The organism is Streptomyces noursei ATCC 11455, from assembly GCF_001704275.1.
GTDB lineage: Bacteria > Actinomycetota > Actinomycetes > Streptomycetales > Streptomycetaceae > Streptomyces > Streptomyces noursei.
On sequence record NZ_CP011533.1, the window covers coordinates 1,085,969 to 1,097,865 of the forward strand.

Below are 11,897 nucleotides of genomic sequence, written 5' to 3' on the forward strand. Positions count from 1 at the left end.
CTCCCCGTCACCCCCCGAACCAACTCCCCCCGAGCCAAATCCGTCGTCATCACCGCCACGGCACCACGGGTCACACCCGTCGTGCCGTCGATCGCGGCCGTGGTCGCCGCTCGTCCCCACGGCCCGGCCCTGAGGGACACCCTGGGCCGGGCCGGCGAGCGGGGCGGCCATCACGACGGCGAGCGCCGCAGCGGCAAGCGAACGGCCTATGTACGTATGCATCGCGTTTTCTCCTGGTCGGCAGGAAATCGGGCGCGAGATGTGTACCTCCCACATGCCGGATTTCACGCAGGCGCGCCCGATTCCCACTCCATCGGCCGGCAAAGTTGCACCGTTCGTGGCCCTGGACCGAGACCGAGGAACACGAGACAACCCTTCAGAGGGTCGGCAGCGGATCTCCCTCCCCGGGATCGCCGCTGCCCTTGCCGCCTTCGTCCTGCCTGTACGCGGTCCCACGCCAGGCCGGACGCACGGCCGCAAGTCCCATCAGACAGCGCAAGCCGTAGCGACGTTGGTCATGGCGTTCCGTTCCCTGCCGAACCGGCCGCGAGGAGCTGGCGAAACCCACGGTGTCATGCGGGCACCGGTTCGTCGGCGAGGTAGGGCGGGGCGGGTTCGTACTGGATGTACCGGCGGACGGCGCGCGCGTGGTCGCGGCCGTGGAGGCGGCCGACGAGCCACAGGGCCATGTCGATTCCCGCTGAGACGCCCTGACTGGTGACGAGGTTCTCGTCGACGACATAGCGGGCGTCGCGGACCACGGTGACGTCGCCCCTGGCCTGCAGGGTGTCCTCGAAGAGGTGGTGGGTTGCGACCCGGCGGCCGCGTGCCGGGCCTGCTTCGTGCAGGAGCAGGGCGCCGGTGCACACGCTGGTGGTCCAGGTGGTGTTGGCGGCGGTGGTGCGGATCCAGTCGATGAGTACGGGGTTGGACACCTGGCGGCGGGTCCCGTTGCCGCCCGGGACCAGCAGGACGTCCAGCGGAGGGTGGTCGTCCAGGGTGTGGTCCGGCAGGACCCGCATGCCCTTGTTGCAACGGACGGCGCCGGGGTGTTCGGCGATGAGCCGCACGGTGTCGGCGTGCTCGCGCAGCATGGAGGAGGCGGTGAACACCTCCCACGGCCCGACGAAGTCCAGTTCCTCCGCTCCCTCGAAGATCAGTATCCCGTAGGCGGTCATAGGTACTCCTTGGTGGATCGGAATCGGTCGCGGTAGTCGGACGGTGCGACGCCGACGTGCCGGTGGAACGCGCGGCGCAGCGTCTCCGCGGTGCCGAACCCGTACCGCCGTGCGAGGGTCTCGATGGGGTGGTCGCTCTCGGCGAGCGCCCGCTTCGCGGCCTCGATGCGTACGCCCTCGACATACGTCGCCGGCGGGACGTCGAGTTCGGCTGTGAACCTGCGCTGGAGATGACGGGGGCTCAGCCCGGCGCGCGAGGCGAGCTCGGTGATGCCGTGCCGGGCACCGGGGTCGGCGTGGATCGCCGCGACCACGGCACGGATGGGATCGGTGGCCGGCTGGGTGGACCACAACGGCACACTGAACTGCGACTGGCTGCCGGGGCGGCGCAGAAACATCACCATCTCCTGCGCGACGGCGTGCGCGACCTCCCTGCCCAAGTCGTCCTCCACCAAGGCCAGTGCGAGGTCCATCCCTGCCGTCACCCCGGCCGACGTCCACACCCGCCCGTCCCTGAGAAAGATCGGATCGCAGTCGACGACCAGTTCAGGATGCTCCCGTACGAGCTGCTGCTCGCGCGCCCAGTGGGTGGTCACCCTTCGTCCTCGGACCAGTCCCGCGGCAGCCAGCAGGAACACTCCACTGCACACCGAGGTGACCCGGCGGGCACTGGCCCCAGCGGTGGCGACCCAATGTGTCAGTGCGGGATCATGCCTGGCCTGGTCGACCCCGCCGCCTCCCGCCACCACCACGGTGTCGATCCCCGCGGGGTCCACATCGGCCACTCCGTAGGGAACGTGTACCGAGAGGCCACTGCCGAACCGGACCGCTCCCGGCTGCGGTGCCGTGATCTGGCAGGTGTAACCACCGGTGAGCTTGTGAGCATGGTCGAACACCTCGTACGGGCCGAAGAGGTCGAGGGGCTGGAAACCCTCGAAGATCACAAAAACGATGCGGCGCTGATCCACTCCTCCACCCTGTCGTCGGCGCCGGAGGGCGTCAACGACACATACCCCACGCTTTACGCCATGCCGGAGAGCGCGAACGTGGCTGCTGAGAGCGGCTGAGCGGTGGGGCACAGCCACGGCACCCCACCCTCGAACCCGGGCCGAGACGATATGCGCGCGATAGTCGGAACCCGTAATCCTCGGCTCGCGACCATTCACGAGACCACGGTCAGAGTTCTGGAATTCGCCCAGTTGAGGTCCTCGTCGGCGTCGAAATCGCCCTCGGCATCGGCATCGGCATCGGCCGTCAACGTCGGGGCTTCGCCGGGGGACGGCCGATCAGGCCACCGGCTACCCCGGGCCCCTCGACCTAACACGCTATTTTTCCTTTGCTTCGGCCTGACCGTCGACCTGCGCCATCCGTAGGGCGTCACGGAGAGACCGTCGTTGTTCCGGCGCCATCATGCCGAAGAAGGCAACGAGTGCGGCGGCGGGATTGTCGCTGGTGGACCATGCCTCGTTCATGAGTGCGGCCGAGTAGGCGGCGCGAGTGGAGACCGCTTTGTATCGATAGGCGCGGCCTTCGGCTTCGCGGCGCACCCAGCCCTTCTGATGGAGGTTGTCCAATACGGTCATGACCGTGGTGTAGGCGATCGACCGCTCCTTCTGGAGATCCTCCAGAACTTCTCGAACAGTGACCGGGCGGTTCCACTCCCAGACCCGCGTCATCACCGCGTCTTCCAAATCTCCCAAGGGCCTTGGCATACAAGAAGAATAGTGAGAGACACCGGAAATGCCGGCCATTTCCGCCCTGCATCCCCCGAAAAGAAGGTGTGGATGGGGGTGATGAATCCGGGCCGTCGCCCCCGCACAGCGCCTCAGCGATGCGGCTGATGCCGGACGGGATGTCGGGCACGGTGCCGCGAGCGTACGGGTTCGCCTCGACGAATTACGGCACCGTGTCGATCACGAGCAGTGCACTCGTGCAGCAGCTGATGCCGGATTCACGGGTGCTCGATGCCGAGAAGGTCGGTGAAACGCTCATGGACATCACGCCAGGGCTGCCCGGGGCGGACAGCTTTGCCCATGACTGTCCTGGTCGAGGAATACTGGCGCGAGATCAGCACGGGCCTCGCCCAACATGCCGTTCCGGTACGGCACTTCGTCCTCCAGGCCGACCAAGACACCCTCCGCGGACGCGTCGAGGGGCCACTCCACACCACTCGCCCTTCCGTCTCGAACATCTTGAGCCCTACATGGACTCGGCCAGGGGCCCAGCTCAGCCCGGCGCCGCGGGGTCGGCCACCCCGAAAAGTCACAGCCGCCGCGTAGCGGGTGGTTGTTCGGCGAATGCGGCGCGGTAGGCGCGCGGGCTGGTTGCCAGGCGGGACGCGAAGTGCTGGCGCATGGTGATCTCGCTGCCGAATCCGGACCGGCGGGCGACCTCGGGCATGGGCAGGTCGGTGCGTTCGAGGAGCTTCTGGGCCGCCGCGATGCGGTGGTCGACGAGCCAGCGGAGCGGGGTGGTACCGGTGGCTGCCGTGAAGTGCCGGGCGAAGGAGCGCGGCGACATCCCGGCGCGGGCGGCGAGCGCGGACACGGTCAGCGGCTCGTCGAGATGGGCCAGGGCGAAGGCGCGCACCTGGGCCAGGGCGTCCGCGTCGCGGTCGGCGTGCGGGGTGGGATGTTCGATGAATTGGGCCTGGGTGCCGGTCCGGAACGGTGCGGTGACCATGGAGCGGGCGACTGTCGCGGCCGCCTCCGCGCCGTGCGCGGTGCGCACCAGATGCAGACACAGGTCGATGCCGGCGGCGGTTCCGGCCGAGGTCCACAGAGTGCCGTCCTGGACGAACAAGGCGTCCGGTTCGACCCGCACCCGTGGGTGCCGGGCCCGCAGCAGGTCGGTCAGCGCCCAGTGGGTCAGCGCCCGACGGCCGTCCAGCAGTCCCGCCTGGGCGAGCGTGAAGGCGCCGCCGCACAGCGCGGCGATGGTGGTGCCCCGGGCATGGGCGCGGCGCAGCGCCGCCAGGACCGGCTCGGGTGCCGGCGTGACGTGGTCGTCCAGGCCAGGCACGAGGATGAGCTCGGCGCGGGGGAGCCAGGCGAGGGTGCGGTCTGGTGTGAGCGCGAGCCCGCCGCGCATCGGTACCGGTTCGGGGCCCGCGGCCACCCGGCGCAACTCGAACGCGGGCACCCCGCGGTCGGTGCGGTCCGCCCCCCACACCTCGGTGATCACCGAGACGTCGAAGGCCCGGATGCCGGGAAAGGCGAGCAGGGCGATGCGATGGGCCGGCGCCGGTCGGGTCATCCTGGCAGTAAACCATCGATCGCTGTCTTTCCTCCTTCTGTGGGCGGACCCGGCGGGACGGCAGGATCATGGGCATGGAGATCACGCAGAACGCGGCGCTGGTAGTGGTGGACGTGCAGAAGGGCTTCGACGAGTCGGAGTTCTGGGGCCCGCGCAACAACCCGGCCGCCGACGAGAACATCGCCTCGCTGATCGCGGCCTGGCAGGGCACGGACCGGCCGGTCGTCTTCGTGCGGCACGACTCGAACGAACCCGGCTCGCCACTGCGGACCGGACATGAGGGAAACGACTTCAAGGAGTACGTCGAGGAGCGGCGCGGCAAGGGCGGCGGGCCGGAGCTGCTCGTCACCAAGTCCGTGAATTCGGCGTTCTACGGCACCCCCGACCTCGACGACTGGTTCAAGGCGGCGGGCATCACCCAGGTCGTACTGGCCGGCATCCAGACCAACATGTGCGTGGAGACCACCGCCCGCATGGGCGGCAACCTCGGCTACGACATGCTGGTCGCCCTCGATGCCACCCACACCTTCGACCTGACCGGCCCGAACGGCTGGCATCTGACGGCCGACGAGCTGGCCCGGGCGAGTGCCGTCTCGCTGCACGGCGGACGCTTCGCCCGGGTGGTGACGACCGACGAGCTCATGGCCGCCGTCCGCCCCTGACCCCCTGCAACGGAACCGCCTGGGTCAGGGCCTCCCCCCTGGGTCTTCTGCGCGGCAAGCTCCGGTCCGCACGGCGGGCTCCAGTTCGCGCGACAGGCTCCAGTCGGCTCACGACGCCTCCGCACGTCCGCGCCCGGCCCGCGGCAGCGTCAGCGTCGCGCCGGCCGTCAGGACGAGCCCGGCCGCCGCGAGCAGCATGCTCCACCGCATGCCGGCCAGGAACGTGTCCGCCCCGGCCAGCAGCGCCCCGAAGACCGCCACCGAGATGGCCCCGCCGACCTGGCGGCCGGTGTTGAGCACGGCGGACGCGGTGCCCGCCCGGTCTGCGGGAACCGCGTCGAGCAGCATCGCGGTCAACGCCGGGACCGTCAGCGCCCCGCCGAGGCCGACCGGCACCATCAGCGCGGCCACCACCCACACGTTGGTGTGCGGTCCGACGGTGAGCAGGGCCAACAGCCCGGCCGTCCCGACCAGTTGTCCCGCCACCATCGGCACCCGTGGACCGAACAGCGAGGCCAGTTTCGCCGAGGCCAGGTTCACCACGGCGACCAGTGCCGTCATCGGAATGAACATCAGGCCCGCGTGCAGGGCGGACTGACCACGTTCCTGCTGCAGATACAGGCTGAAGATGAACACCCCGCCGTAGTAGGCGGCGTTGAGCATGAAGCCGACCACCAAGGACACCGCGACCACCCGGGAGCGGAACAGCGGCAGCGGGAGCATCGGGTGCGAGCCCTTGGCCTGCGCGGCGAGGAAGGCGGCTGCCGCGCCCACGGCCACCAGCAGCGACACCACCACGGTCGGCCGACCGAAGCCCTTGTCGCCGCCCTCGATCACGCCGTACGTCAGCGCGCCCATCGCGAGCACCGCCGTCACCTGCCCGACCACGTCAAGACGGGCGGGCAGCCGCGGGGAGGCGGGGACGCGGGTGAGCAGGGCGAGCGCCAGCAGTCCCGCCGGGAGGTTGACGAAGAAGATCCACCGCCAGCCCACGGATGCGGTGAGCGCCCCGCCGAGCACCGGCCCCGCCGCCACCGCGACCGCGCCACCCACGGTCCAGATGGCGATCGCCCGGGCCCGCTTCGCCTGGTCGGGAAAGCCCTGCCGGACCAGCGCCAGCGAGGCCGGCATCATCACCGCCGCCGCACCCCCCTGCACCAGCCGCGCCGCCACCAGCACGCCGAGACCGGGCGCCAGTCCGCACGCGGCCGAGGCCAGCCCGAAGAGCACGAGGCCGCCGCCGTACGCCTGGCGTGCCCCGATCCGGTCGGACAGGGCGCCGGCGGAGAGCATCAGGGCGGCGAAGATCAGCGTGTATCCGTCCACCACCCACTGCAGGCCGGACATGCCGCCGCCGAGACTGCGGCCGATGTCGGGCAGTGCAACGGTGACGATCAAAGCGTCCAGTGATATCAGGAAGAAGCCCAGCAGGGCGGCGCCGAGCACCGTGGAGGATCCGCCCCGGGCCGCGTGCGGAGCCGCGGCCCCAGCTCCGGAACCCGGGGATGACTTGAGCAGGGATTTCATCAAGGCGCTCCTGAGACGTTCTTGAAGGTGTGTGATCGAGACGAGGGGGCAGAGGCACCCCTTGGCGGGCCGGCTGGTAGCGGGAGCAGCCTGGCGCGCTGAGGTGAGCGGACGCCGGCGGCGAGAGTCCCGCCGCCCGACGTACCGCTACATGCCTGGCATACCTGCTACCTGCTACCTGCTACCTGCCGACTGTGTGGGCAGGCCCCTGTTGCCGTGTCACTGCGTGTCGAAGTCCGTCCCGCGAGAGACCTTCTCCCACGTGGCGAGTTCGGCCCGCACCGCGTCCAGGTGCCCGACGAGGGAGTCCACCGCATCACCGCCGAGGGCGAGCCTCAGTGGGGTGTTCTCGGCGTCCAGGGCCAGTCGGATCGCCGCCGCGGCCTTCGCCGGGTCCCCGGGCTGCGTGCCGTCGCCGCCCTGCACCGCCTTCCGGGTGGCACCGACCTTCTCCGCGTACGCCGGGTGCTCCTCGGAGAAGTAGGCCGCGCCCGTGCCGAACAGGTTGGTGCGGAAGGCACCGGGCTCCACGATCAGCACCTTGATGCCGAACGGCGCCACCTCGTCGGCCAGCCCCTCAGACAGCTGCTCCAACGCCGCCTTGGTCGCGCTGTACGCGGAGAACCCGGCGAAGGACAGCTGCCCGCCGAAACTGCTGATGTTCACGATCGAACCGCTGCCCCGCTCCCGCATCTGCGGCAACAGCGCCCGGGTCAGCCGCGCCGGGCCGAACACGTGCAGCTCAAACAGGTCGCGCAGCTCCCGGTCGGTGGTCTCCTCGAACGCCCCGACCTGTGTGCGCCCGGCGTTGTTCACCAGCACGTCCACCCGGCCGTAGCGAGCCAGAACGTCGGCGGCCAGCACGTCGATCCGCTCGCCGTCCGTGACGTCGAGTGCGATCGCTTCCACCCGGTCAGGGTGCGCGGCGACCAGGTCGGCCAGTGCCTCGGGCCGTCGGGCCGTGCCGACCACCGTGTCACCGGCGGCGACCGCGGCCTCGGCGATGGCCCGCCCGAAACCGCTGCTCGCACCGGTGACCAGCCAGACCTTGCCGTTCTCGGTCATCTCTTCGTCTCCCTCATCAACCGCAGTTCGGGATTTCCCCGCCGACGACCTCCATCCTTCGCCGAGATCCGGGGCCACGTCCAAGACCTGTTGTGATAGCCATGAGTTATGGATGTCCATGGACGCGATCTGCGCTACTTCGCCGCGGTCGCCGAGGAGTTGAACTTCACGCGAGCCGCCGAGCGGCTGTTCGTCTCCCAGCCCGCGCTCAGCAAACAGATCCGGATGCTGGAGAAGCAGGTCGGCGCGGATCTGTTCCACCGCGACCGACGGGCGGTGCGGTTGACCGTGGTGGGGACAGCCCTGCTGCCGCACGCCCGCGGGATGTTGGCCGCATGGGAGGCCGCCGAGGCGGCGGTGGAGGAGGCGAAGGCCGCCGGGCTGCACACCCTGGTGATCGGCATGTCGACCAGCCCGGGCCGCGGACTTCTGCCCGCCTTGCGTACCCGGCTGGTCTCCCGGCATCCGCATGCACGGCCCGTCCTCCGGCAGGTCAACTGGGCTGATCCCAGTGCCGGGTTGGCGGACGGATCCAGCGATGTCGCCTTCGTCTGGCTGCCGCTTCCGGACGGCGACCGCTACCGGTATGCGGTGGTGGCCCAGGAGCCCCGCCTCGTGGCACTGCCGCAGGGACACCCCCTGGCGGCACGGGCCGCAGCGGACAGCGAGGGGGCGGTGGACTTCACCGATCTCCTCGACGAGCCGTTCCTCGCGCTCCCGCCCGAGGCTGGTCCGCTACGGGACTACTGGCTGGCCCTGGATGCCCGGGACGATCGCGCGCCGCGGATCGGCGGGGTGGTGGGCAGCGCCGAAGAGACCCACGAGGCGGTCGCCAACGGCCAGGGCGTGGCGCTTCTGGCCACCGGCAACGCCTCGCTGGTCGTCCGGGACGAGGTGATCGCCGTGCCGGTCCGGGGCATCTCCCCCTCCCGTCTGGCGGTAGCCGCCCGTCGGGACGACGAACGGCCCTTGGTGGTGGCCTACCTGGCCGCGGCGGCAAAGGTGGCAGCCGGCACCTCCCGAACCGAACCGCCCCCGTGACACTCCGCGCAGCCGTTCCGCCGCGTCGCCCTCCATCACGTCACCACCTGACCGCCAGACCGGACCTCCGGACCGCCGCATCGCCAGGCCGGCCGACCCACAGTCCGGCTGTCCTGTCCAGCTCACCGGCTGGGCCTGATGGCGCCCCTGAGCTGGGCCTTTCCCCAACTCAGAATCCCAACAGCGCTGGTTACCAACCTTGACGCTACGACCACCATGGCTGGACCTGCGGGCCGTTCCTGGCCGCTGTGCCCGTCAGCGCCCGTTCTGGATCGCTGCCGTGTGCCTGATCGGCGGGGACTTCACCACCGGCCCCCTCACACGAGCTACCCACCACTCCCTCTGCCGGCGACGGCCGCCCCGCTCCAGCGCTCAGCGGAGTTCGCGGATACCGCTCACCAGACAGGCCGCACCGATCGCTCCGGTGACCAGCGCGCCGAGGACAGCGCCGACCTGTCCCCAGTCAACCGCCGTCGTGATCGCGGCGACCCCCAGGAACAGCACCCCCAGACCGATGAGCAATCGTCCCGGCGAGTTGCTGCCGCCCGACGGGCCCACCGGGGCACCCACCATCACCGTGACCGGCTCGGCCGCCCCGTCCGGGTTCCGCACCGGCACTGGCACCTGCTGGCGCCCCTTCCCCCGAGGCCGGTACACCCGCCCACTGTGCCGTGCCAGTACCACCGGCCCCTGACTCCCGTCAGCCTCGACGTCGCCCGGTCGCTGCGCTGTCGCCGGGTCCCGATCCTCGGCGCTCAGCTCGTGGAGCTCCTGCAGCATCGCCCGACGGGCGGCCTCGGAACTGCCGTAGCTGTACTTCGAGCCGACCCCCTTCGCCGAGCTCTTGCCGTGACCGAAGTGCATGACTATTACGTACGCCCATTTCGCCATGGCAGACAGACTATGCACCGCCCGATCGGCGTTGCCCGGGAAACCCCTGGCCGCCGAAGCGGGCCTTGGTGTCGTCGAGCATCGTCCTCGCGCTGCCACACCGGTTGTCGCCCCACTACCACTTGATGCGCAACAAATCGGGCCGCTCGACCCAGAACTGGCCCGAGTACACCACATCCGGGGGTGTCCCCACTTCCAGCCTGTACAGGCCCTCCGTCAGATCGTCAGGGACAGTCCACTCGTAGCTGCCACTCTGGGCGTCAACGTCCTCGGCGACGGTCGTCACCGGCTGTGGGCCATCATCCGACTCCGTCACCAAGACGATCTGACTGATGGTTTGGACCCTGGGATTGGTCCAGGCAATCGTCATCTGGGATCCGGCGCGGTAGATGTCGCCCTTCAGAGGGGAAGTCAGGCTGACAACGTCCGAACCGACGCTCGTGGACGCGCCCGGGGCCGGGTGAACGTCCGCTGCCGCGGCGTCGGCTCCGGTGCTGACGCTCATCGAGGCAGCCAGCGCGGCGGACACAACGACGTGCCTGAGAGCGCCCATGGGGTGGCAGCGACGCTGGCGGGAACTTGCTGCTGAGGTACTCGTCACACAGTCAATCTGTCCCGCGTGACCGCTTCTGCCCCATGAGGCGGGTTCCGGTCACCGTAAAGAAGGACGACGAAGAGCCCACGCCAACATGCCAGGCGGCAGCCGCGACGACCACTCACCCGCGCGCGCCGCCATGCTCCGCCGACCGGTACGTGTCTACTCGACGGACGTCCGCGCGGCGGCTCCGGCACGGATCCGCTGACGCAGGAAGAGGGCGGCACGGTCCAGTGCCTCGTCCGCCTCGTCGAGGACGCCGGCGAACGACTGGAACACGTGCGGCACGTTGGCGGTGACGTCGAGGATGACGTCCACGCCCGCCGCGCTCGCCCGTGCGGCCAGGCGGGTGGAGTCGTCCAACAGCACCTCGTTGGAACCCACTTGGATGAGCATCGGGGGAAGGCCGGTCAGGTCGGCGTGGACGGCCGGACTCAGCAGGGGCTGGCGCGGGTCGGCTCCGGCGAGGTACATGGCTCCGGTGCGTTCGAGGGCGGCGCGGGTGAAGATCGGGTCGATGCCTTCCTTGGTGTCCATGCTGTCGCCGGTCCGGGTCGCGTCGGCGCCCGGGGAGAAGGCCAGGATCGCAGCGGGCAGCGGGAGGCCCGCGTCCCGGGCGGCGAGGCAGGTGGTGACGACGAGGCCGCCGCCGGCGGAGTCCCCCGCGAAGACGATGGCCGAGGGGTCCTCGCCGCGGTCGAGGAGGGCCCGGTAGGCGCTCAGGGTGTCCTCGATCGCGGCCGGGAAGGGGTGCTCGGGGGCGAGCCGGTAGTCCAGCGAGTACGCCCCGAGGCCGGTCCTGGCCACGAGGTTCCCGGTCAGCGAGAGGGCGGTCTCGGGCGAGCCGAAGACCCAGCCGCCGCCGTGGAAGTACAGGATCGTCCCGGCGTCGGGGCCACCGTCCGACCCGCGGCCCGATTCCCCCGTCGGCTCGACGCGCAGCGCGGGCCGGTCACCGAGCGTCGTCGGCGCGGTGCGGATGCTGCTGCGGGGCACGATCATCCGGGCCATCAACTGCCTGAATCCGGCCCGGATCTCCTCGACCGACCGGGGCCCCTCGGGGCCCGGCTGCCGCAGGATCTCGTCGACCCGGATGCGCTGTTCCCTGCTCATGGACACACTCCCGTCAGAAGTATCTTCCTGTACACTATATGCCGTGGAATATACATCGAGCGGAGACCGCGCCGCAGCCGACTTCTCCGAGCTGTTCGCCGACCTGGTCCGATGCGAGACGCGTCTGTACAACGCCCTCAACGACCGTCTCCGCGAGCGGCACGGGATCGTCACCTCGCAGTACGAGTTCCTGAGCTACCTGCGCGGCCACCCCGGGTGCCGGGTGGCGGACCTCGCCGCCGAGTTCGCCATCGGCGTCGGGGCGACCAGCAAGGGCATCGACCGCCTGGAGAAGCAGGGGTGGGCCGCCCGCAGGCCGAACCCGGCGGACCGCCGGTCCTCGCTGCTGGCCCTGACCGACGACGGCGCGCGACTCGTCGAGGAAGCGGAGCAGACCTTCACGAGCGGCCTGGCCGAACTGCTCGGCGGCACCCTGGACGCCCCCTCGCTGTCAGCAGTCACGCGGGCCCTCTCGACCCTGCGCTCCGCGCTCGAACACGACCAGGTCGGCACACCCACCGGCTGACCAGCTGACCGGCGCCCCGATGGGAAGTGCAGGGGTGCCGGGCG

Annotated in this window: 13 protein-coding genes and 1 pseudogene; 5 read left to right on the forward strand and 9 right to left on the reverse strand. The window is 70.3% G+C overall.

Features of this window, described 5'->3' with window-relative positions:
• Positions 1-572: 572 nt before the first annotated feature.
• On the reverse strand, positions 573-1,178 hold the full coding sequence (locus SNOUR_RS04340; RefSeq protein WP_067344016.1) for a DJ-1/PfpI family protein: 606 nt from the start codon (positions 1,176-1,178) through the stop codon (positions 573-575).
• The gene (locus SNOUR_RS04345) at positions 1,175-2,146 is read right to left on the reverse strand and encodes a GlxA family transcriptional regulator (RefSeq protein WP_067344017.1); all 972 of its coding nucleotides are present in this window, start codon (positions 2,144-2,146) and stop codon (positions 1,175-1,177) included. The genes SNOUR_RS04340 and SNOUR_RS04345 overlap by 4 nt, the downstream gene beginning before the upstream one ends.
• Between SNOUR_RS04345 and SNOUR_RS46955 the strand changes: the two genes are divergently transcribed.
• Positions 2,063-2,245 (forward strand): hypothetical protein, encoded by a 183-nt coding sequence (locus SNOUR_RS46955; RefSeq protein WP_162494986.1) that lies wholly within the window; start codon positions 2,063-2,065, stop codon positions 2,243-2,245. The genes SNOUR_RS04345 and SNOUR_RS46955 overlap by 84 nt on opposite strands.
• A gap of 258 nt (positions 2,246-2,503) precedes the next feature.
• Here SNOUR_RS46955 and SNOUR_RS04350 read toward each other — a convergent pair whose 3' ends face one another.
• On the reverse strand, positions 2,504-2,890 hold the full coding sequence (locus SNOUR_RS04350) for a BlaI/MecI/CopY family transcriptional regulator (RefSeq protein ID WP_073445608.1): 387 nt from the start codon (positions 2,888-2,890) through the stop codon (positions 2,504-2,506).
• A 140-nt stretch (positions 2,891-3,030) separates the two neighbouring features.
• Between SNOUR_RS04350 and SNOUR_RS49160 the strand changes: the two are divergent.
• Positions 3,031-3,489 (forward strand): annotated as a pseudogene (locus SNOUR_RS49160) (ATP-binding protein).
• Here the strand turns inward: SNOUR_RS49160 and SNOUR_RS04355 are convergent.
• Positions 3,441-4,433 carry a GlxA family transcriptional regulator gene (locus tag SNOUR_RS04355; protein ID WP_067344019.1) on the reverse strand — a complete coding sequence of 331 codons (993 nt, stop codon included), beginning with the start codon at positions 4,431-4,433 and terminating at the stop codon, positions 3,441-3,443. The pseudogene SNOUR_RS49160 and the gene SNOUR_RS04355 sit on opposite strands and share 49 nt — an antisense overlap.
• Before the next feature lie 74 nt (positions 4,434-4,507).
• Here SNOUR_RS04355 and SNOUR_RS04360 point away from each other — a divergent pair, with 74 nt between their 5' ends.
• The gene (locus SNOUR_RS04360; protein WP_067344020.1) at positions 4,508-5,095 is read left to right on the forward strand and encodes a cysteine hydrolase family protein; all 588 of its coding nucleotides are present in this window, start codon (positions 4,508-4,510) and stop codon (positions 5,093-5,095) included.
• A 108-nt stretch (positions 5,096-5,203) separates the two neighbouring features.
• Here the strand turns inward: SNOUR_RS04360 and SNOUR_RS04365 are convergent, their stop codons facing one another.
• Together SNOUR_RS04365 and SNOUR_RS04370 are read right to left on the reverse strand one after the other, a co-directional pair.
• Positions 5,204-6,622 carry an MFS transporter gene (locus SNOUR_RS04365; protein ID WP_067344022.1) on the reverse strand — a complete coding sequence of 473 codons (1,419 nt, stop codon included), beginning with the start codon at positions 6,620-6,622 and terminating at the stop codon, positions 5,204-5,206.
• Positions 6,623-6,841: 219 nt separating this feature from the next.
• Complete coding sequence (locus SNOUR_RS04370; protein WP_067344023.1) at positions 6,842-7,687, reverse strand: oxidoreductase; 846 nt, start codon at positions 7,685-7,687, stop codon at positions 6,842-6,844.
• Positions 7,688-7,795: 108 nt separating this feature from the next.
• Here SNOUR_RS04370 and SNOUR_RS04375 point away from each other — a divergent pair, with 108 nt between their 5' ends.
• Entirely contained in the window at positions 7,796-8,728 is a 933-nt protein-coding gene (locus SNOUR_RS04375) for a LysR family transcriptional regulator (RefSeq protein ID WP_067344025.1), read from the forward strand.
• A 372-nt stretch (positions 8,729-9,100) separates the two neighbouring features.
• Here the strand turns inward: SNOUR_RS04375 and SNOUR_RS04380 are convergent, their stop codons facing one another.
• The 3 genes from SNOUR_RS04380 to SNOUR_RS04390 all read right to left on the reverse strand — a co-directional run bounded on the left by SNOUR_RS04380 (position 9,101) and on the right by SNOUR_RS04390 (position 11,327).
• Positions 9,101-9,619, reverse strand: a complete 519-nt coding sequence (locus SNOUR_RS04380) for a hypothetical protein (RefSeq protein WP_159425791.1) — start codon at positions 9,617-9,619, stop codon at positions 9,101-9,103.
• Between the two features lie 115 nt (positions 9,620-9,734).
• Positions 9,735-10,148 carry a GPI anchored serine-threonine rich family protein gene (locus SNOUR_RS04385; protein ID WP_159425792.1) on the reverse strand — a complete coding sequence of 138 codons (414 nt, stop codon included), beginning with the start codon at positions 10,146-10,148 and terminating at the stop codon, positions 9,735-9,737.
• A 228-nt stretch (positions 10,149-10,376) separates the two neighbouring features.
• Positions 10,377-11,327: an alpha/beta hydrolase gene (locus SNOUR_RS04390; protein WP_067344030.1), complete on the reverse strand. Its 951-nt coding sequence runs from the start codon at positions 11,325-11,327 to the stop codon at positions 10,377-10,379.
• A gap of 43 nt (positions 11,328-11,370) precedes the next feature.
• Between SNOUR_RS04390 and SNOUR_RS04395 the strand changes: the two genes are divergently transcribed.
• A complete protein-coding gene (locus SNOUR_RS04395) occupies positions 11,371-11,853 on the forward strand; it encodes a MarR family winged helix-turn-helix transcriptional regulator (protein WP_067344031.1) in 483 nt (160 codons plus the stop codon).
• Positions 11,854-11,897 lie beyond the last annotated feature (44 nt).

Excerpts from the sequence above, each read along its gene's own strand:
- SNOUR_RS04340 (WP_067344016.1), bottom strand. The coding sequence starts at position 1,178 with ATGACCGCCTACGGGATACTGATCTTCGAGGGAGCGGAGGAACTGGAC.
- SNOUR_RS46955 (WP_162494986.1), top strand. The coding sequence starts at position 2,063 with ATGGTCGAACACCTCGTACGGGCCGAAGAGGTCGAGGGGCTGGAAACC.
- SNOUR_RS04350 (WP_073445608.1), bottom strand. The coding sequence starts at position 2,890 with ATGCCAAGGCCCTTGGGAGATTTGGAAGACGCGGTGATGACGCGGGTC.
- SNOUR_RS04355 (WP_067344019.1), bottom strand. The coding sequence starts at position 4,433 with ATGACCCGACCGGCGCCGGCCCATCGCATCGCCCTGCTCGCCTTTCCC.
- SNOUR_RS04360 (WP_067344020.1), top strand. The coding sequence starts at position 4,508 with ATGGAGATCACGCAGAACGCGGCGCTGGTAGTGGTGGACGTGCAGAAG.
- SNOUR_RS04365 (WP_067344022.1), bottom strand. The coding sequence starts at position 6,622 with ATGAAATCCCTGCTCAAGTCATCCCCGGGTTCCGGAGCTGGGGCCGCG.
- SNOUR_RS04370 (WP_067344023.1), bottom strand. The coding sequence starts at position 7,687 with ATGACCGAGAACGGCAAGGTCTGGCTGGTCACCGGTGCGAGCAGCGGT.
- SNOUR_RS04375 (WP_067344025.1), top strand. The coding sequence starts at position 7,796 with ATGGATGTCCATGGACGCGATCTGCGCTACTTCGCCGCGGTCGCCGAG.
- SNOUR_RS04380 (WP_159425791.1), bottom strand. The coding sequence starts at position 9,619 with ATGGCGAAATGGGCGTACGTAATAGTCATGCACTTCGGTCACGGCAAG.
- SNOUR_RS04390 (WP_067344030.1), bottom strand. The coding sequence starts at position 11,327 with ATGAGCAGGGAACAGCGCATCCGGGTCGACGAGATCCTGCGGCAGCCG.